A 19,503-nucleotide genomic window follows, 5' to 3' on the forward strand; every position below is an offset into this window, starting at 1 on the left:
CCTTCTCATTGTTTACAACTTTGTATAGTAAATAAAGACTGAAAAATCGCAGTTTCTTAATTCATAATAAATTTTCTGAACGATGAAGAATAGCTTTTGTTTAATGACATTCCTCCTTACGGTAATCTTGAGTTCATGTATGCCGGAGTTCAAGGACGTCACACCTAATCCAGTCCCAGATAACACCACAAGTGGCATTGATAAACTGAATATCCCTTCAGGATTTGAGTTCAATACAACAACTGATGTTAAATTTGAAATTGGCACCTTCGATAACTCCGATGCCCCAATCAAAGGTATAGTAGTTTCAGTATATAGTTCTCCTCAGAATGAGTTGTTATTTAAAGGAGTAACCGGCTCCAACGGTTTGCTTACCATGACTCAGAAAATACCGACATACGTAAAAAAAGTGTCACTACAGTTGAGCTTCATTGGTTTGCCGTCTGAAATCATTACAGAAATTAAAAATAATAAAGTAGAAGTAATTTTTGGTGGTAAAAACCCTAAAACATATGGTAGTGCTCAAAATGCTGCACCTTCAATAGCTGGAGCAAGAGCATCTGCCCAGGATTACCCCCCTTATAATTATTTAGGCTCCTGGAATAACCTGGGTGTACCTAATTATCTGGACCCTGTCAGAGATATTGTTACGGCACAATTTCTGAGAACCGTAAACGAGACTCTTCCTGAAAGTAAATCGTATGCGGCAAAACATCCCGGAAATCTGACAGTAAATAATCGTAACTATTTATATGTTAAGGAGCTGGCCGATGTATGGATAACATTTGTACACGAAGGCGCGAGTTTTCTGAATACCCTGGCATTTTATACGTTTGATCCGGCTAACCCGCCAACTAAGATTAAAGATATCAACCGAATCAATATCATTTTCCCGAACGTGTCTTATACCAATAGTGGCGGTGGATTGGTATTGGGCGACAGAGTGAAGATTGGCAGATTTCCTGCCGGAACAGCAATCGGATTTGTTTTAATATCGAATGCCTATTCGGCTTCTACAAATACTGTCGGAAATGGATTATACGCTATTTATGGCCATGATGATTTCAATGTTGAAACGGCTGCTAATAAGAGACGCCACTTTATTGTGTTGAATGATCCGGCCACTAACAGATTTATTTTGTCTTTTGAGGATAGAAATCGTGAGCAAGGTAGTGATGAGGACTTCAATGATGCAATTTTCTATGCTATGTCTAATCCTGTCAAAGCCTTTGACCCTAATGGTATACCAATGGTGGAAGGGGTGTCTGACAAAGATGGTGATGGCGTGAATGATTATGAAGATGAATACCCTGAAGATGCATCGCGGGCAATCAACAATTACTCTCCGTCAAAAAATACTTACAGTAGCCTGGCTTATGAAGACCTGTGGCCATACAAAGGTGACTATGATATGAACGACCTTGTGGTGAACTATCAGGTTCACGAAGTATTGAATTCAAGGAATGAGGTGGTTGAAATGAGCGTGAAATCATACGTAAAAGCAATCGGAGCTTCTTTTGCCTGCGGATGGGGATTTGAAATGCCTATAGAGCCGTCTCTTGTTAAATCTGTAACAGGAACATCCTTAAAAGAAGGTGTGGTGAAACTGGCCGGCAATGGTGTTGAAACCGAACAGAAATATGCCACCTTCATCGCATTCGACAATGCCTTCAAGCAAATGAACTCAAGCGGAGGTTTCGTGAATACGATGCCGGGAGTTCCGTTTGTGGCAACTAAAGATACGCTGAAATTGAGTATTAAATTCAATTCACCGGTTGATAAGAACAAATTAGGATCAGCTCCTTATAACGCGTTCCTTTTCAAGTCTGACGAAAGAGGCAAGGAAGTTCACCTGATAAACCAGGCGCCAACAAGCAAGGCAGACCTTAAATTGCTTGGAACAGGACACGACCGTTCGTCGGTCAGCAGTAAGAATTATTATAAAACTGCAAACGGAATGCCCTGGGCTTTGAATCTATATTCAGAATTCAAATACCCTTATGAAACTAAGCCGATAATTGATGCTTATAAAAAGTTCTCCATATGGGCTGAAAGTGGTGGAACAGAATTTCCGGACTGGTATCTGAACAAAGAAGGATACACAAACGATGACAAGATTTATAAACCCAATAAGTAACAAATAATAGTTAAGCAAAAAGCGCGGTTGTTTCTGAAACAGCCACGCTTTTTTGTATATAGATGATTATTATTTTACTTCCTTAATCAGATCAGCAGGTCTAACCTGATTACTTAAGATCCATCTGAACAATTCCCAGTGTTTGTCCTGATCAGCGGCAGTTCCACCATTGCTTTCTATGTAATTTTTAATAATGTCTTGTCCGTAATTGTAATTGATTACATAGCTTCTGTATTTTTTGATAAAAGCAATATCTTTTTCTGAAAGATTGTCTTCTCTTAAACCATAGGATTTCAACCATTTCATTTGCTCTTCCTGAGTATTGGTGTTGTCAACAATGCCGCGAGCCACTTCATTCCGGGCATAGGCCAATTGTGCTTTCAACGTTAATGCCTGAAAATACAAATCAGTATTTTCTGTTTTGAGTCCGGCCAGAGGCAATAATACTTCTTTCACAAATTTGTTTTTTTCCGTACCCGGAAAGGCCACCTCAATACCATAGTTGGCGCTCCCTTCTGCAATCAGTGATTGTGGGCTGAACAACGGATACAGCGAAATCTCTACCTGACGTTTATCATGATACAGATTTTTTTCGAGCAGCATATTGTATACATGGTGCCCCGGATACCCCTCATGGCAAGCCAGATCAATAGCCCTTTCAATAAAAATTGGCATATCGATACTAATCTGAATCTTGCTTTGATAGTTTCCCTGATACCAGTTATAGCCGGACCAGGGCTTACCGGTTACATACTCTAGTGTAAAATTCTCATTGGCAGGTAACTGATAATGTGCCAGCGTACGCTTGCGTGCTTCGGCAATAGTAGCTTTGAATACTGTATCGACTTTGGTTTTTGGAATGATAAACTGGCTGGCAAGTTTTTCAAAACGACTGCTCACACTCCCGGTACCCGGTAGCAGACTGTCAAGTTTTGATACCAGTGTCTGATAATGGCTTTCAGGATATGAAGGAGCAACTACTCCGAACAAATCTTTTGATTCCTGATCAAAAGTCTGGAATTTGCCCGAATAAATATTGATCCGTCTGCCAAAAGCTATCAACTGCCCCGACATCCACTTGGCGCGTTTGGCCAGTGTATCGTCAGATACAGACGAATTAAAGTCTATCAATTGCCCGATAAGTCCGTTTACTTCTCTTAGCAGACTGTCTTTCGGAAACGTAGCCTTAGCGGGTTTCGATGGTTTCAGAGAGTCAGGGCCGTAATAGGCATCTACAAAGTCGGCGTCATATTGCCCGATTGTAAGCCCAAGTCTGATATATTTTTCGGCCAGTTGATTTAATTTTTGGGCTGAATTGTCGGTTTCAGACGTTTCTTTACAGGCAATCATACCGACAATGATAAACGAGAGAATTAATTTTTTCATATTTAATAATGGAATGACTTATATAAAAATACGGTAAACAGTTGCTGTAGGCAGGCACATCGGTGCAAATAAATCAAAAAATATTCAATAATTGAGTTTTGATTTGCACCAAAGTAATGAAGGAATATTTGCCTTGCAGAAAATTTGTTGATGTTACGGTTGAAAATGAATCGTATAATTGATAATCAGATTTGTAAAAAAGGAAAAATATTTCTATCTTTGCATAAGAATTGTGCAAAAGGAGGAGCGGAGCCCTCCTTTTTTCGTTAACCATATATTGGAAATTTACAGTAGGACGGGGAGAATATTTATTGAATAAATGAATACAGATTATAAACAGAAAATAGAAGAACTTTTACAACCACTACTTGAAAACGACAAGTTTTTTGTAGCGGATATCAAAGTTTCAACGTCAAGAATCAATAGCAAGGTTACTATACTGCTTGATTCGGACGAGGGAATAATGATTGATGAATGCAGCGAAATCAGTCGGAAACTTGGTAAAGAATTAGACGAGCTAATGCCCGATAAGTATACACTCGAGGTGTCGTCGCCGGGTGTAGATTTTCCTTTAAGGAGTGAGCGGATGTACCGAAAAAACATAGGCCGCACTTTGAAGGTGACTTTGACAGACGGCACGGAGATCAAAGGTAAACTGGAGGGTCTTGCTAACCATGAAGTTACTTTGATTGAAGAGAAAAAACGAACAGGTAAGGCTAAAAATGAACCTGTGGAACCAATAAACATTTCACTTGAAAATATAAAAGAAGCACAAGTAGTTATTTCATTTAAATAAAAAATTAAGAAATTTGATTTAATGAGTTTTGATGAATGAAATGAATCATTCACTAAATCAACAAAATCGCTAACTCATGAATAGAATATGCACAGCGGAGAGTTAATTGCATCGTTTTCAGAATTTGCCCGTGAAAAAAACATTGACCGTCCAACTATGATTAAGGTGTTGGAGGACGTGTTCCGGACAATGATTCGTAAAAAATTCGGTACTGATCACAATTTCGATGTTATCATTAATGCAGATAGCGGCGACCTTGAAATGTGGCGTACGCGTGAAATTGTAGATGACAACTCTGAAGATATCTGGGATCCGGACAAAATTATGTTGTCGGAAGCCCGTAAGATTCAGCCTGACTTTGAAATTGGAGAAGAAGTGGCTGATGAAGTGAAACTGGAAGATTTCGGACGCCGTGTGGTACAAACTGCCCGCCAGACACTCATCCAGAAAATTAAGGATTTAGAGAAAGAAATGTTATATGCCAAATATAAAGATTTGGTAGGTGAGCTGATCATAGTAGAAGTGTATCAGATTTTAGGGAAGGAACTGGTGTGTCTGGATGCCGAAAGCAACGAATTAGTGTTGCCGAAGTCAGAACAGATTCCGAAAGACCGCCCAAGAAAAGGAACCAGCATTAAAGCTGTGGTTCATAAGGTAGAGATGAATAACGGTACACCGCGCATTACGTTGTCGCGTACTTCACCGGTATTCCTTGAGCGTTTATTTGAACAAGAGATTCCTGAGATCCTTGATGGTCTTATTTCAGTTCGTAAAATTGTACGTGAGCCGGGTGAAAGAGCCAAAGTGGCTGTTGAGTCATACGATGACCGTATCGATCCGGTGGGCGCTTGTGTAGGTATGAAAGGTTCCCGTATTCACACCATTGTGCGTGAATTAGAGAACGAGAATATTGATGTTATCCAATGGACTGATAACCTGAATCTTTTAATTTCAAGAGCTTTGAGCCCTGCTAAAATCAGCAGTATTCAGGTTGACAACGAAAAGAAAAGAGTAGCGGTTTATTTGAAACCAGATCAGGTTTCGTTGGCTATTGGTAAAGGTGGCATGAATATTAAACTAGCCGGAAAGCTGGTAAATATGGAACTGGATGTATTCCGCGACCTTGAAGGAGAAGAAGAAGAAGAAGATGTTGATCTATCTGAATTCTCTGATGAAATCGAGGAATGGATTCTTGACGAGTTCCGCAAGATTGGTTTGGATACTGCAAAAACTGTTTTGGCGCTTTCAAAAGAAGATATTGCACGCCGTACCGAACTTGAAGAAGAAACAATTGCCGAGATATTTGACATTTTGAGCAGAGAATTTGAATGAGACTATGGAACAGCAAACCATAAAATGGTGTTGAATAATTATGTGGAGGTCTTTAAAATTTTTTCTTAGATAAATCCGGCAACTTAAAATAACTCAACTGATTTTAAATTTACTTTATGATAGAACAAAAAGAAATGCGAATAAGCCTTGCGGCCAAGAAACTAAACGTTGGTATTACAACTATCGTTGAAAAGCTGGCTAATAAGGGGCATCGTATTGACAACAATCCTAACGCCAAACTTAACTTTGAGCAATTGAATATCTTGTCGAAGGAATTCAACAATTCTTCATTGTTTGAAGAAAGTGTGGTAGCAAAACCTGTGGAGGAACCCAAACCTGCATCAGGCAATATGGATATTCTTTATTTTAGAGACCACCCGAAAGTTGAAGAAAAAAAAGTAGAGCAAACACCCGAAGCAGCGCCTGAAAAAGAGGTAGAAACGATTCGTGCAGAACAAAAACTGCAGGGAACTACTGTATTAGGGAAAATTGATTTAGACAAAAAACCTTCAGCGCAACCAACACCAGAACCTCAGAAAGCTGAACCTGCCTCTGTTGAAAAACCTAAAACCGAAGAAACTCCGAATGTCGGTGTTCCGCCGGTTGCTGAAAAACCTGTAGCAGAAATACCAAAGGCCGAAGAAAAAGCCCAGCCTGCTATAGAAGCGAAAGAAGAATCGCCTAAAACTGTTGTCGAGCAGCCGAAACCAACTGAAGCACCAAGAACCGAAGAGAGGCCGAAACCACAAGACAATCAGCAAAGAAGAGATTTTCAACAAAATCGCAACGTACCTCAGAACAGAGATTCAAATCAGAATAGAGACGGACGTACTGACAGACCCGGACAGGAGAAATCAGGCAACCCGAATTATCAGAATAGACCCGGTCAGGACAGACCCAGTCAGGATAGACCCGGCCAGGATCGGCCGAATCAAAGTCAGGGTAACAGAGATCAAAACAGACCACCAAGACCTCCACAACAAGGTCAGGGAGGATATCAGCAAAACAGACCAGCTGCCGATCAAAGACCTCAACAGAATCAACCATTCAAAAAACCGGCTCCTGCACCACCGGTACAGGCAGAGGAAGAAGAACCTGAATTGATTCAGGCGAGAGGAGAGAAACTGCAGGGTTTGAAAGTGCTGGGAAAAATTGAACTGCCGGTTGAGAAAAAACCAACGGCAGGTAGTGCTGATGACCGCGATGCGAAACGTAAGCGTAAACGCAAGCGTGTAAAGAGAGCTGAGAAAGTAGATAGTAATGATGCTGCGTCTAAACCTAAAACACCAGGTATCGGTACAACTACAACCGGAAGCACAGTAGCTAAAAAAGGTGACGTTAAGAAGAAGAAGGAACGTCGTGAGGAAGTATCTCAGACTGCTGTTAAAGAGCAAATCAAGCAAACGATGGCTCGTATGCAGACCAAGGGGCCTGACTTCGGAGCGAAATACCGTAAGGATAAACGCAAGATGCGTGCCGAGCAGGAAGAACAGCGTATTATTCAGGAGAAGGAAGATAGCAATATTCTTAAAGTAACTGAATTCATTTCTGCATCTGAGCTGGCATCAATGATGGATGTATCGGTTACACAGGTAATCTCGGCTTCGATGAAAATGGGTATGTTTGTGTCAATCAACCAGCGCCTTGATGCAGAAGCCATTCAAATGATTGCCCTTGATTTTGACTTTGATGTGCAGTTTATTTCGGCTGAAGATGAAGTACAGGCCGATGTGATTGATAAAGACGAGCAACTGGAAGATACAGAGCCAAGAGCACCGATTGTTACTATCATGGGTCACGTTGACCACGGTAAAACATCATTGCTGGATTATATCCGTCGTACACGAGTAGCTGCCGGAGAGGCCGGGGGTATTACCCAGCACATTGGTGCCTATTCAGTGGAGATGAAAGATGGTCCGAATAAAGGCAAGAAAATAACGTTTCTTGATACACCTGGTCACGAGGCCTTTACAGCCATGCGTGCCAGAGGTGCTAAAGTAACCGATGTGGTTATTGTAGTAGTAGCTGCTGACGACAGCGTGATGCCTCAGACACGTGAGGCCATTAACCACGCGCAGAATGCAGGTGTGCCTATCGTATTTGCTATCAATAAAATTGATAAACCGGGGGCTAATCCTGCCAAAATACGAGAGGATTTATCGAAAGAAAATATTCTGGTTGAAAGCTGGGGAGGTAAATATCAGGAGCAGGAATTATCAGCCAAACAAGGTACTGGTATTGCTGACCTGTTAGATAAAGTATTGCTGGAGTCTGAGTTACTTGAATTGAAGTCGAATTCAGACAGAACAGCGGTAGGTACAGTTATTGAAGCGTCATTAGACAAAGGTCGCGGATATGTGGCCACTATTCTGGTTCAGAACGGTACATTGAAAATCGGAGACATTATTCTGGCAGGCCAATACTTTGGTCGTGTGAGAGCCATGGTTGATGATTTGGGTATGAAGATAAAAGAAGCCGGTCCATCAACGCCTGTACAGATCTTAGGTTTACCGGGTGCGCCACAGGCGGGTGATAAATTCAACATCATGGAGTCGGAACGTGAAGCACGTGAGATTGCCAACAAACGTGAGCAGATTATCCGTGAGCAAAGCCTAAGAGCAAGAAAACATATTACGCTGGAAGAAATCGGCCGTCGTAAGGCTATCGGTACTTTCCATCAGCTCAATGTAATTGTGAAAGGTGACGTGGATGGCTCTGTTGAGGCTTTATCTGATTCATTATTGAAGCTTTCTACTGAAGAAGTTCAGGTAAGTATCATCCATAAAGGTGTAGGGCAAATTTCAGAATCTGATGTGAACCTTGCTTCAACGGCTGATGCCATTATCGTAGGCTTCCAGGTACGTCCTTCGAATAACGCAAGAAAAATTGCTGATCAGGAAGAAATAGAAATCAGATTGTACTCAATCATCTATGATGCCATCAACGAGATAAAAGACGCGATGGAAGGTCTATTGGCACCTAAGGAAGAAGAATCTATTGTTGGTACGGTTGAGGTAAGAGAGATCTTCAAGATTAGCAAAGTAGGTACCATTGCCGGTTGTTATGTTACTGATGGTAGTATTAAACGTAACAATAAAGTGCGTGTTGTCAGAGAAGGTATTGTAGTGCATGAAGGTGACATTTCTCAATTGAAACGCTTCAAGGATGATGTAAATGAGGTTAAAACCAATTTTGAATGTGGTTTGAGCGTGAAAGGCTTCAACGACATTGAAGTGGGAGACACCATTGAAAGCTTTGAAATCAAGGAGATTAAACGTACTCTTTAAGAGTGTTATACAAAATAATAAAGGGGCTGCTTTTAATAGAGCAGCCCCTTTTGTTTATTACGCGCCGGGAATCGCCTCTACCAGCATTTCTCTGCCTTTCCGGTCGTAATAGGTGCAGGTCATATTTATAATGTCTACCGCCCATTTTTCTACGCCGGTTTCTGCCGCTTGCTTGCAGAAGGTAACATAATCACTTTGTCCTTGTTGATGTGCTCTCAGATACTGTTCAAACAGTTCCTGATTGCTTTCTCCGGCAATTACAAGGGTTGCATATTTAGCTTCAGAAGTAGCAGTCTGGCTATCTGTACCAATGAATTCCGTATGCCCGTCGTTTACGTAAGAGGTGTAAGCTAATATACCTAATTGTGATAGCTCCTGAATGTATTTCGGGAAATCGGCACCACTTTTTACTTTTGCATGTGCTTCTTTGATCTGACCAAGTGTAAACATTTTCTTATTGATTTAAAGTTTATACAAAGGTCGCCCAGCTCATCATGCTGCAATTGTAAAAAAACGTTTACTTATGGATAATCAATAAAATTTCGGTGGTGGATTCAGCGTCAGATTCTGACGTTGATGCCAGTACGGATACACCGTAGGTATGTCGCTGGCCTTATCCAGTCTTTGTAATTGCTCTGTGTTAAGGTTCCAGCCCACTGCACCAAAATTCTGTTTCAATTGCTCTTCATTGCGTGCACCGATAATAATACTAGATACCGTTGGTCTTTGCAATACCCAGTTAATAGCTACCTGCGCAATAGTTTTTCCGGTTTCGTTGGCTATTTCTTCCAATACATCCAATGTGTTGTATAAGACTTCATCGTTAACAGCTGTAGCCGCAATGGGGCTGCCACCTTGTGCTACACGGGCATCTGCCGGCTTAGGCTGGTTCCTTTTGTATCGGCCGCCTAATAAACCTGCCGCCAATGGAGACCATACAATAGCGCCAACTTTCTGATCAATGCCCAGTGGCATTAATTCCCACTCATAGTCCCGGTTTGCCAGCGAATAATATACCTGATGGGCTACATAGCGATTCCAGCCATATTTTTCTGATACCGCCAGCGACTTCATCAGATGCCAGCCAGAGAAATTAGAGGCGGCAATGTATCTTACTTTCCCGCTTTGAATCAGGTCATCCAGTGTTCTGAGGGTTTCTTCCACAGGGGTGTTGCCGTCAAAACCATGCATGTGGTAAATATCTATATAATCGGTTTTAAGGCGTTTCAGGCTTCCTTCAATCTGCTTCAATAAATGAAAACGACCTGACCCCTGATTGTTAGGGCCTTCGCCAAAGGTGAAAGTAGCCTTGGTTGAAATCAATAACTGGTCTCTTTTTCCGACAATAGCTTTTCCAAGAATCTCTTCCGATAAGCCTTGAGAATAGACGTCAGCAGTGTCGAACAAGTTGATACCTGCTTCCAGACACAAATCAACCAGTCGGGTAGCTTCTTCTACCTGTGTGCTACCCCATGCCTTAAAGAACTCGGTTCCACCTCCAAACGTGGCAGTACCAAAACTTAATACTGATACCTGCAAACCAGATGCCCCTAGTTGTCTGTATTCCATGATATTATAATTTAGTGATTTCGTGAATGAGTGATTTAGTGTTTTTTTGATTGTGAATGGTGAATAAGTGAATATTGTTTATTGAGTGATTAAGCGGGCAATGTTTACTGAATGATTGATTTTTTATTTCCGTCGCGATATGATTTTTTCTCTTGGCACATAAATCATGCCTATCAAATTTTCATTTCAATCGTTCAATCAGTTAAAAAGATACTCCATTTTAAAAAAATTATAGATAATCACACAATCGCTTATTCGCTAAATCACTAAATAAGTATTAAGACCAGATTCCGTTCATCTCGGTCAAAATAATCGGTTTGTCGGCAGTTACTACAATGGTATGTTCGTGTTGCGCTACGTAGCCTCCTTTGTTGCCTAAGAGTGTCCAGCCATCTGCCTGCGTATCAGCGGTGGTAGAGTGGGTAGAGATGAAGGTTTCAACAGCTACAACAGCGTTCTTTCTGAATCTGGCGGTGTAGTATCTGTCGTAGAAATTGGCAATTTCATAAGGCTCTTCATGCAGGCTTCTGCCTACACCATGCCCCGTCAGATTTCTGATAACTTTATAGCCGGCTTTTTTCGCCTCTGTTTCTATAATTCTTCCAATATCAGCTACTTTTACCCCACCTTTTATCTGGCTGATAGCCTTTTTTAATATTCGTTTTGATGTTTCAACCAAATGCTCGTGATTCTGCGTGTCGGCACCTAATACAAAAGACCCACCGTTGTCTGACCAATAACTATCCAATTCGGCCGATACATCAATATTGATTAAATCTCCTTCCTTCAAGACTGTTTTCTCAGACGGAATCCCATGAGCAACTTCATGGTTGACGCTTATACAAGTGGCTCCGGGAAAGCCATAGGTGAGAGAAGGAGCTGGTTTGGCACCTAAATCAGCCAGGATTTTAGCGCCGTAATCGTCCAATTGTTTGGTTGTCATGCCAGGTTTGGCATAATTCCGCATTTCTTTGAGTGTAATAGCTACAGCTTCGCTCACCCTTTTCATGCCGACAAGTTCGGCTTCTTTGGTAATAGACATAGTTTCAAATTTCTGCTTTTATTTTTAACAAATGAATCGGGGTTAAGATTCAAAAAATCAACCCATGTTTCGGTTTTGCTTCGGGTATAGGGCAGGCCAATAAAAAAAGGCGTTGGTAACAACGCCTTTTTCTGAAACTTAATAATTTTTATTTAGCATAAGCTACACTTCGCATTTCGCGGATAACGGTAACCTTTATCTGGCCCGGATACTGCATTTCTTTTTCGATGCGCTGTGAAATATCAAAGGATAATTTGCTGGCTATTTCATCATTCACGTTTTCAGAATCAACAATTACCCGCAGTTCACGTCCTGCCTGAATAGCATAGCATTTTTCAACACCGTTGAACGATAGCGCCAGGTCTTCCAGATCACGTAAACGTTGTACATAAGACTCCATCATTTCACGTCTCGCACCGGGACGAGAGCCAGAGATGGCATCACATACCTGCACAATAGGAGAGATCATTGAGGTCATTTCGATTTCATCGTGGTGAGCGCCGATAGCGTTAATAACCTCAGGGTGCTCTTTGTATTTCTTGGCCAGTTCCATACCCAACAAAGCGTGTGGAAGCTCCTGCTCTTCGTGCCATACTTTACCAATGTCGTGCAGTAGACCGGCGCGTTTAGCTAATTTGGCGTTTAAGCCTAATTCAGCGGCCATTGTGGCACACATTTTCGCTACTTCGCGAGAGTGTTGCAAGAGGTTCTGACCATATGAAGAGCGGAAACGCATACGACCAATCATTCTGATTAGTTCAGGATGAAGCCCATGAATGCCTAAATCGATGACGGTACGCTCACCAATTTCGACAATTTCGTTTTCTATGTCTTTTTTGGTTTTGCCTACTACCTCTTCAATACGGGCAGGGTGAATACGGCCGTCCTGCACTAAACGATGCAATGACAAACGGGCGATTTCACGACGAACCGGATCAAAGCTTGAAATCACGATTGCTTCCGGGGTATCGTCTACAATTACCTCAACACCGGTTGCGGCTTCAAGCGCACGGATGTTACGCCCTTCACGACCGATGATTTTACCTTTTACTTCATCACTTTCAATATTGAATACCGATACACAGTTTTCTATGGCCTGCTCAGAGGCTGTACGCTGTATGGTTTCAATAATAATCTTTTTCGATTCTTTGGTAGCCGCCAGTTTAGCCTCTTCTATCGTTTGTTTGATATAAGACGAGGCTTTCGTTTCGGCTTCTCCTTTCAGTGCATCAATCAGTTGTTGTTTGGCCTGGTCGGCGGTCAGGTTAGCAATTTTTTCCAATTGTTCTACCTGTTGGCTGAGCATTTTCTCGGCTTCTTCTTTACGTTTGTTAGCCGCTTCAATCTGTTCGTTCAGCTTGTTCTGTAAAGTGTCAAGTTCGTTTTCTCTGCGTTTGTTTTGTTCCAGCATTTGCGCAGCCTGTTGCTGCATTTGTTTAACCTTCTGCTCGTTTTGAATGATGATGTTCTTGCGCTTGTTTGCTTCTTCATCAAACTCTGACTTTAGCTTTAAAAAATGTTCTTTGGCTTCTAAAACTTTGTCTCTTTTAATGTTTTCGGCTGTTTGTTGGGCATTTCTCAGTAATTCATTAGCACGTATTTCGGCGTCGGCCTCTTTGCTTTGGAATGTTTTCTTAATAAATGCTCTACCTACAAAAAAACCTATTACCAAAGCTAATAGGTCAGAGAAGAGCATAGTGATGATTTCTGACATCAATTTATATGTTTAAAAATTATGAATGTTACAAAAACCACTTTTGCTTTTAATGGTTTCTACACCCGACTCTTGTGGGCTTTAATAAAAACGCAACAAAAATGATTTGATTGACAGGCTTGCAGAAAAGCTATTTTTGAAGAAATACGAGATTCGTTTAGTTGAGGGTAAGGCGGTTGCTGAGGTCTTCCAGGCGTTTATCCAGGTCTTGTTGCAACAAGTGGTATTTATCCTGGTTTTTTTGGTTTTCAACTATGCCTTCAATGGCAACGATGATCAGGAAATCGAGGAAATCCATTACACCGTCTTTATTATTTTTCATATAGAAATTAAGGCGTTGATTGACAAAGGAAGCCGCATTGCGGAAATATGGCTCTAACTCCGGCTGAATCTTAAGTGTAACAACCCTCTGAAGTACCCTTAAGTTGATTTCTATTTTCTCATTATCTGCCATCGCATGCCTGTTCTTCAGGGCTATTTAGGTAAACCTACTCTTCGTTCAACAACTCAACGCACACATCAATCTCTTTTATTAAATCTTCTATTGTTTTCTTCAATTGTGCTTTTTCTTCAGACTGTCGTACTTTATTTGCTACAATTTTAACACTTTCTTTTTTAATTTCTTTGTTTTTTTCAATAAAATCTTGATTCGTTTGCTTTATTTTCAGTTTTTTGATCTCACCGTCCTTCTCTTTTATTATTTTATACAGACTGTTTATCTGCGTTTTCAACAATTGAATTTCTTCTCTTGCCTGAGTGTTTTCAAAAAACAATGTATTGGCCACCTTGTTAAGAAGCGTAAAACTATGAATGTTCTCTTCTTTAACTATCTCTGCAATATATTGTTTTTCAACAGTCAGGTTATTCATTTCATACTCTTTTTAGCTGCCTGTTTAAAATCTGCTATTAAATCGCTTACATCTTCCAGACCTACCGAAACTCTGATTAAACCCTCTGTTATACCTAGTATGGCTTTGTCTTCCTTAGGTAGTTTGCTGTGAGTAGTTGTATTCGGATTGGTGATAATGGTGCGCGAGTCTCCCAGATTAGATGATAACGAAACTATCTGCAATGCCTGAGTGAAACGGTTGACACGCTCAAAGCCGCCTTCCAGCTCAAACGTAACCATTGAGCCCCCGGCTTTCATTTGTTTTTTTGCCAATTGGTATTGTGGGTGCGACGGCAGATGCGGATATTTTACATTGACAATGCCTGCCATTTTCTCTAACGCTTTGGCTAGTTTTACGGCATTTTCACAATGTCTCTGCATTCTGATTTCCAGCGTTTCCAGACTTTTCGACAATACCCAAGCGTTAAATGGCGACATAGAAGGGCCGGTATGGCGGCAGAAGAAACGGATGGGCGCAATCAATTCTTTTGTACCTGTAATGACTCCACCTAATACACGTCCCTGTCCATCCATAAATTTGGTGGCTGAGTGCACAATCAGATTAGCACCGTAATCGGTAGGTGTATGAATAATGGGTGTAGCAAAGCAATTATCTACGTAATAGATAAGATTATGCTTTTTGGCAATGCGACCGATCATGGCCATATCGACCAGTTCAAGACCCGGATTCGATGGTGTTTCCAGATAAATCATCTTCGTGTTAGGCTGTACTGCTGCCTCCCAGGCGCTTTCAGAGGCCGTAGCATCAAGATATGTGTGCGTTACGCCCCATTTTGATAATATCTGGGTCAGAATCTGATGTGCAGAACCAAACAGCGCTCTTGATGAAACCACGTGGTCGCCCGATTTCAAGTGAGCAGCAAAGCCTGCAAAAACTGCAGCCATACCTGTAGCTGTTGCCAGTCCGTCTTCGCAGTTTTCCAGCATACATACCTTATCTACAAATTCCTGAACCGAAGGGTTAGAAAAGCGGGAGTAAATATTGCCTTCGAGTGTTTCGTCAAATAATGCTTTGCCTTGTTCAGCATCTTCAAAACAGAAACTGCTGGTTAAAAACAAAGGGGTAGAGTGTTCTCTGTATTGTGAACGCTTGGTCTGAATCCGTATCGCTTTCGTTTGTTTTTTCATTGCACGCGGTTGTACCTACTTATTTATCTATTAAAAATTCCCTTTTTTATAATTGGCGAGCCAATCTTTTTTTACGCCTTGTATATTTTCGAAAAACGGGATAAAATACGTTTTCATGTCGGCCTCAAAGTCTCCACTGGTATAAAACGGTTTGTCGACAAAAACAGTTTTACGGGGGTAGTCAAAACCTACCATAACAATAGGTACCCCTGCGGTATGAGCCATGTAATAAAAGCCTGTTTTGAGCTTTTTTACGTTTTTTCTTGTTCCCTCGGGTGCAATAGCTACGAGCAGACTTTCATGTTTATTAAAAGTGTCGGCCACCTGCTGCACAAAATTGGTGCTGCGCGAACGCACAACGGGTGTGCCTCCCAGAGCTTTGAAAATAAAGCCAAACGGCGGGCGGAACAACTCGGCTTTTCCCAGATAGACTATTGATCTTCCTAAATCAGCACGGGTGCCTACACCAACCAGAAAATCGAACCAGGTGGCATGAGGCGCTACAGCAAAAAGACCCTTTTTCAAATCGGAAGGAAGACTATCGACGGTTTTCCAGCCTGCCAATCTGAAAACAGTTTTAAAAAGCCAATTAAACATTTTGTATAATAATAAAGGGCTTTGGTGTAAAGCACAGAATGAAAATCAACAGTGCAATCCAGCCCAGAATCTTTCTTTCAAGTGTCAACGGCTGCTTGTCATGAGTTGGTGGGTGATAAATTCCAAGAAACCGGCCAATCATTAAACCAAAAGCCAAAAATCCGGAATAACCCTCAACTGTTGGGTAAAAATACGTGATTATTAACTGAATCGCAATAACACTGAGGGTTATCAGCCAATTTGTTATCAAATTTCCGGAAATCCTGGAAAAACAGAGATAGATAAAAACAATATACAGGGCAAACTTCCAAAGTAAATCATTGAATACGTCTGTCCCGGCCAGCATAAATTCATGTGCGTTGAAAGTACCAAGACCCGCATAAAATACAAAGCCGGTGAATAGTATAGGTGAAACAATATTAAAGGCTTTGTCGCCGATTAAGCCATACAAAATATGCCCGCCATCCAATTGGCCGATCGGGAAAAGGTTTAAAGCTGTAAAGAAGAGAGATAAATAGCCTGCGAAAATAATAGGGTAATTGGTATACAAATAGGGGTGGGGGAGTTCGCCGACAGAAATATAGGTCTCAAAAAACTTGAACAAAAGGCTGTCGCCCAGTTTGATTGAAAAGTAGTCGGGGCTCGTTTCCAGAAAATGACCGTATTCCATGCCGTATTGCTTAAGCACAGGAAAAAGCTCGAAGACGTAATCCAGGCTAGGTAAATGTGTAAAACCATACCATAATACTACCAGAGCAGCTACAAAGCCTGCCAGTGGCCCGGCGATACCTATATCGAAGTATTTTACCCGTGAGTTTATCCGGTCTTTGATTCTTATAAAAGCCCCTAATGTGCCGAAAGTTGAACTAAGCCCACCCAGCCACATCGGTATGTAATAAGGGAAGGTTACTTCTGTACGGTGTTTTCTGGCTACAAAATAATGCCCGAACTCATGGATGGTTAAGACTCCCAGAAACGGAATAGAATATTGAAAGCCCGTTACGAATTCATCCCAGCCCATTGGTCTTGAGCCGAAAAAAAAAGAGTTGCCGAATATCCATTCAGCTCCGGTAAAAGTAGTGGTGATGAGCGTAATAATAAACAGCGAAATTTGTATAATTAATGTCCGGTTTTGTTTCATTAGTGGTTGTCATTGAAATACAAAGAAACGATTTAAATAATCGTTTTACAATATTCAACTATTGAAGTTGGCGGCTCTACCAGAATCGTTTGCATACCCAGCGCATTGGCTGACTGAATATTGTGTGCATTGTCATCCAGAAATAGCACCTCCTGAGGCTTTAATTGGATAGTCTTTAGCACATGATGATAGATTTCGGCATCGGGTTTCCACATGCCGATTTCGTATGATAAGAAAAGCTGGTCAAATAGTTCGTTGAGATGTGCTAAACCGAAGGTCTTTTTGAGATAGCTGTTGGAAGCTTCGATGTGAATACTGTTGGTGTTGCTGAGCAGATAAACCGGATACTTTTTTCTGATTTCCCTGAGCAGATGGATGCGGTCTTCGGGGATGTCGAGCAAAAGGGAGTTCCAGGCGATGTCGACCTCGTGGTCGCTTAGGGGGAATCCTACCGTTTGTCTGACAATTTCCCGGAACTCAATATCAGTAAATTGGCCGGTTTCATAACGCCTGAATAACTGGTTGTCGGCCACAAGCTTTTCAATGACAGATTGCCTTTTTCCGGTAAATTGAGCGAAAGCCTGAAAAGTGCGGGGAATGTCGATGTTGATGATTACGTTTCCGAAGTCAAAAATAACGGCTTTGAATTTCATAAGAGGGATAGTAGAAATGGGGCAATAAAAAAGTGTCAAACTGTTTTTAAACGTCTGACACTTCTGAAATATTTTGTTGGCAGGATGTTCAGAATTAAAAAAAAATCAGCTACCGGTTCGAATGAAGAAACCACAATGAAACTCAGCCGGAACCACTGCAACTGTGTTGAATACTCATTTCTCAATAGTTATTGCCTGATACCCTTTGCTTTTGTCCCACATTAAGGTGTCATTCACAAAAATTCTATCTGTGTATATGTTCTGTTTCTGGTGTTTTAGCTCAAATTTAATCTTATCAATATTGGTGTCTGTCCAGTAAATAGTTACCGTATGTTCAGTACCCATCGGCTCAAAAGTAGTCGGAAAAATTCTCAGGTAAGACTTGCCATTATTCTGAAAAAATATAGGTTTGCTGATCGATATTGAGGCAATGCTTTGCTTTTGTTTCGGAGCCGTAGAAAACTCAAGCATTACATTGTTAATATCAATATGGTTGGGCTCACTCTGGTTCAGCAGGTCTTTACTGGTAGATTTTTCTATAACCGAAATATCGACAAATGCTTCAATGTTGGTACAGCATTCTCTGGGTTCACAGCTGATGAGCATTAATGAGGTTGCAAAAGAGAAGAGTAGTTTTTTCATATGACAATACAGTAAAGTAAAAGTTTTTTTCTACTGACAGAAAAAGGTCTTTTGAGGTTGGAAAGGTTATGAATAAAATTTGTTCATTTTCAATTATTTCTTTACTACATAATTGCCAACCTTAACGGTTAGAACAAAAAAGCGGATAACAGCCTGTGCCATTACCCGCTTTGTATATAATAGAAATATTCCTTACGCTTCTTCAAAGTAACCCATAGCGCAGAACTTATCTATGCGGGCATCTATTCTTTGTTGAGGAGTCTGTTTTTCTAATTGTTCAATTTCTGACAGAATACGGCTTTTCAAACGTTGCGACATATCTTCCCAGTCCAGATGAGCACCGCCCAGTGGTTCTTCGATAATGCCGTCAATCAGTTTGTTTTCAAGCATATCAGTAGCCGTTGGTTTCAAAGCTTCGGCTGCCTGTTCTTTGTAGTCCCAGCTACGCCAGAGAATGGTAGAGCAGTTTTCAGGAGAAATTACGGAATACCATGAGTTTTCGAGCATCAATACTTTGTCACCAATGGCAATACCCAAGGCTCCACCGGAAGCACCTTCTCCGATAATGATACAGATAACAGGCACTTTCAATACGCACATTTCACGCAAGTTACGGGCTATAGCTTCGGCTTGTCCGCGTTCTTCTGCTTCCAGACCCGGGAATGCACCGGGTGTGTCAATCAGTGTTACAATTGGCCGGTTAAATTTTTCAGCCAGTTTCATTAGTCGTAAAGCTTTTCTGTATCCTTCCGGATTCGGCATCCCGAAGTTACGGTATTGTCTTTCTTTGGTTTTACGACCTTTCTGCTGACCAATCAACATGATTGCTTTTCCGTCGATATCTGCAAAACCGCCTACAATAGCCGGATCATCTCTTACAGTGCGGTCGCCGTGTAACTCATGAAATTCCTGACATATCTTTTCAATATAGTCTAAAGTATATGGTCGATCAGGATGACGCGATAACTGTACCCTTTGCCAGCGTGTAAGGTTCGAAAACGTCTCTTTTTTCAGATCCAGAATGTTATCAGAAAGACTTCTTACGGCCTCGCTTACATCCACATTGTTTTCATCTGCCAGACGCTTCATATCTTCAAGCTTTGCTTCAAGTTCTGCAATGGGTTTTTCAAAATCAAGAAGAGTTCTCATAAATGATTAACCTCTATGGG

The 19,503-nt window shown here is 41.2% G+C and carries 17 protein-coding genes; 4 read left to right on the forward strand and 13 right to left on the reverse strand.

The genetic code is table 11. The annotated features are described in order from the left end of the window. Positions 1-139: 139 nt before the first annotated feature. Complete coding sequence (locus AC1RRY_RS07770) at positions 140-2,137, forward strand: LruC domain-containing protein (RefSeq protein ID WP_492816753.1); 1,998 nt, start codon at positions 140-142, stop codon at positions 2,135-2,137. 69 nt (positions 2,138-2,206) lie between these two features. Here the strand turns inward: AC1RRY_RS07770 and AC1RRY_RS07775 are convergent, their stop codons facing one another. Further along, positions 2,207-3,523, reverse strand: coding sequence for a hypothetical protein (locus AC1RRY_RS07775; RefSeq protein WP_492816751.1), 1,317 nt, complete (start codon positions 3,521-3,523; stop codon positions 2,207-2,209). 319 nt (positions 3,524-3,842) lie between these two features. Between AC1RRY_RS07775 and rimP the strand changes: the two genes are divergently transcribed. The 3 genes from rimP to infB all read left to right on the forward strand — a co-directional run bounded on the left by rimP (position 3,843) and on the right by infB (position 8,938). Continuing rightward, a complete protein-coding gene (gene rimP / locus AC1RRY_RS07780; protein WP_492816749.1) occupies positions 3,843-4,319 on the forward strand; it encodes a ribosome maturation factor RimP in 477 nt (158 codons plus the stop codon). 87 nt (positions 4,320-4,406) lie between these two features. Next, positions 4,407-5,651: a transcription termination factor NusA gene (nusA, locus tag AC1RRY_RS07785; protein ID WP_492816747.1), complete on the forward strand. Its 1,245-nt coding sequence runs from the start codon at positions 4,407-4,409 to the stop codon at positions 5,649-5,651. 116 nt (positions 5,652-5,767) lie between these two features. Further along, a complete protein-coding gene (gene infB / locus AC1RRY_RS07790; protein ID WP_492816745.1) occupies positions 5,768-8,938 on the forward strand; it encodes a translation initiation factor IF-2 in 3,171 nt (1,056 codons plus the stop codon). Between the two features lie 57 nt (positions 8,939-8,995). On the opposite strand, the gene AC1RRY_RS07795 is transcribed toward infB, so the two are convergent. The 12 genes from AC1RRY_RS07795 to AC1RRY_RS07850 all read right to left on the reverse strand — a co-directional run bounded on the left by AC1RRY_RS07795 (position 8,996) and on the right by AC1RRY_RS07850 (position 19,483). Then, on the reverse strand, positions 8,996-9,388 hold the full coding sequence (locus AC1RRY_RS07795; protein WP_492816743.1) for a DUF1398 domain-containing protein: 393 nt from the start codon (positions 9,386-9,388) through the stop codon (positions 8,996-8,998). Between the two features lie 81 nt (positions 9,389-9,469). Beyond that, entirely contained in the window at positions 9,470-10,507 is a 1,038-nt protein-coding gene (locus AC1RRY_RS07800) for an aldo/keto reductase (RefSeq protein WP_492816741.1), read from the reverse strand. A 277-nt stretch (positions 10,508-10,784) separates the two neighbouring features. Then, the gene (gene map / locus AC1RRY_RS07805) at positions 10,785-11,549 is read right to left on the reverse strand and encodes a type I methionyl aminopeptidase (protein ID WP_492816739.1); all 765 of its coding nucleotides are present in this window, start codon (positions 11,547-11,549) and stop codon (positions 10,785-10,787) included. A gap of 148 nt (positions 11,550-11,697) precedes the next feature. Then, on the reverse strand, positions 11,698-13,263 hold the full coding sequence (gene rny, locus AC1RRY_RS07810; RefSeq protein ID WP_492816737.1) for a ribonuclease Y: 1,566 nt from the start codon (positions 13,261-13,263) through the stop codon (positions 11,698-11,700). A gap of 157 nt (positions 13,264-13,420) precedes the next feature. Then, on the reverse strand, positions 13,421-13,717 hold the full coding sequence (gene zapA / locus AC1RRY_RS07815) for a cell division protein ZapA (protein ID WP_492816735.1): 297 nt from the start codon (positions 13,715-13,717) through the stop codon (positions 13,421-13,423). A gap of 34 nt (positions 13,718-13,751) precedes the next feature. After that, entirely contained in the window at positions 13,752-14,132 is a 381-nt protein-coding gene (locus AC1RRY_RS07820; protein ID WP_492816733.1) for a hypothetical protein, read from the reverse strand. Further along, positions 14,129-15,301, reverse strand: a complete 1,173-nt coding sequence (locus AC1RRY_RS07825) for a trans-sulfuration enzyme family protein (RefSeq protein ID WP_492816731.1) — start codon at positions 15,299-15,301, stop codon at positions 14,129-14,131. The genes AC1RRY_RS07820 and AC1RRY_RS07825 overlap by 4 nt, the downstream gene beginning before the upstream one ends. Positions 15,302-15,331: 30 nt before the next feature. Next, complete coding sequence (locus AC1RRY_RS07830; RefSeq protein WP_492816729.1) at positions 15,332-15,898, reverse strand: 1-acyl-sn-glycerol-3-phosphate acyltransferase; 567 nt, start codon at positions 15,896-15,898, stop codon at positions 15,332-15,334. Beyond that, positions 15,891-17,039 carry a site-2 protease family protein gene (locus AC1RRY_RS07835; RefSeq protein ID WP_492816727.1) on the reverse strand — a complete coding sequence of 383 codons (1,149 nt, stop codon included), beginning with the start codon at positions 17,037-17,039 and terminating at the stop codon, positions 15,891-15,893. Before AC1RRY_RS07835 ends, AC1RRY_RS07830 begins: the two co-directional genes overlap by 8 nt. Positions 17,040-17,071: 32 nt before the next feature. After that, positions 17,072-17,692 (reverse strand): HAD family hydrolase, encoded by a 621-nt coding sequence (locus AC1RRY_RS07840; RefSeq protein WP_492816725.1) that lies wholly within the window; start codon positions 17,690-17,692, stop codon positions 17,072-17,074. 174 nt (positions 17,693-17,866) lie between these two features. Beyond that, the gene (locus AC1RRY_RS07845; RefSeq protein WP_492816723.1) at positions 17,867-18,334 is read right to left on the reverse strand and encodes a hypothetical protein; all 468 of its coding nucleotides are present in this window, start codon (positions 18,332-18,334) and stop codon (positions 17,867-17,869) included. A gap of 192 nt (positions 18,335-18,526) precedes the next feature. Then, complete coding sequence (locus AC1RRY_RS07850; RefSeq protein ID WP_492816721.1) at positions 18,527-19,483, reverse strand: acetyl-CoA carboxylase carboxyltransferase subunit alpha; 957 nt, start codon at positions 19,481-19,483, stop codon at positions 18,527-18,529. Between the last annotated feature and the right edge of the window lie 20 nt (positions 19,484-19,503).

It is taken from the genome of Emticicia sp. GW821-FHT11C11, assembly GCF_058808615.1.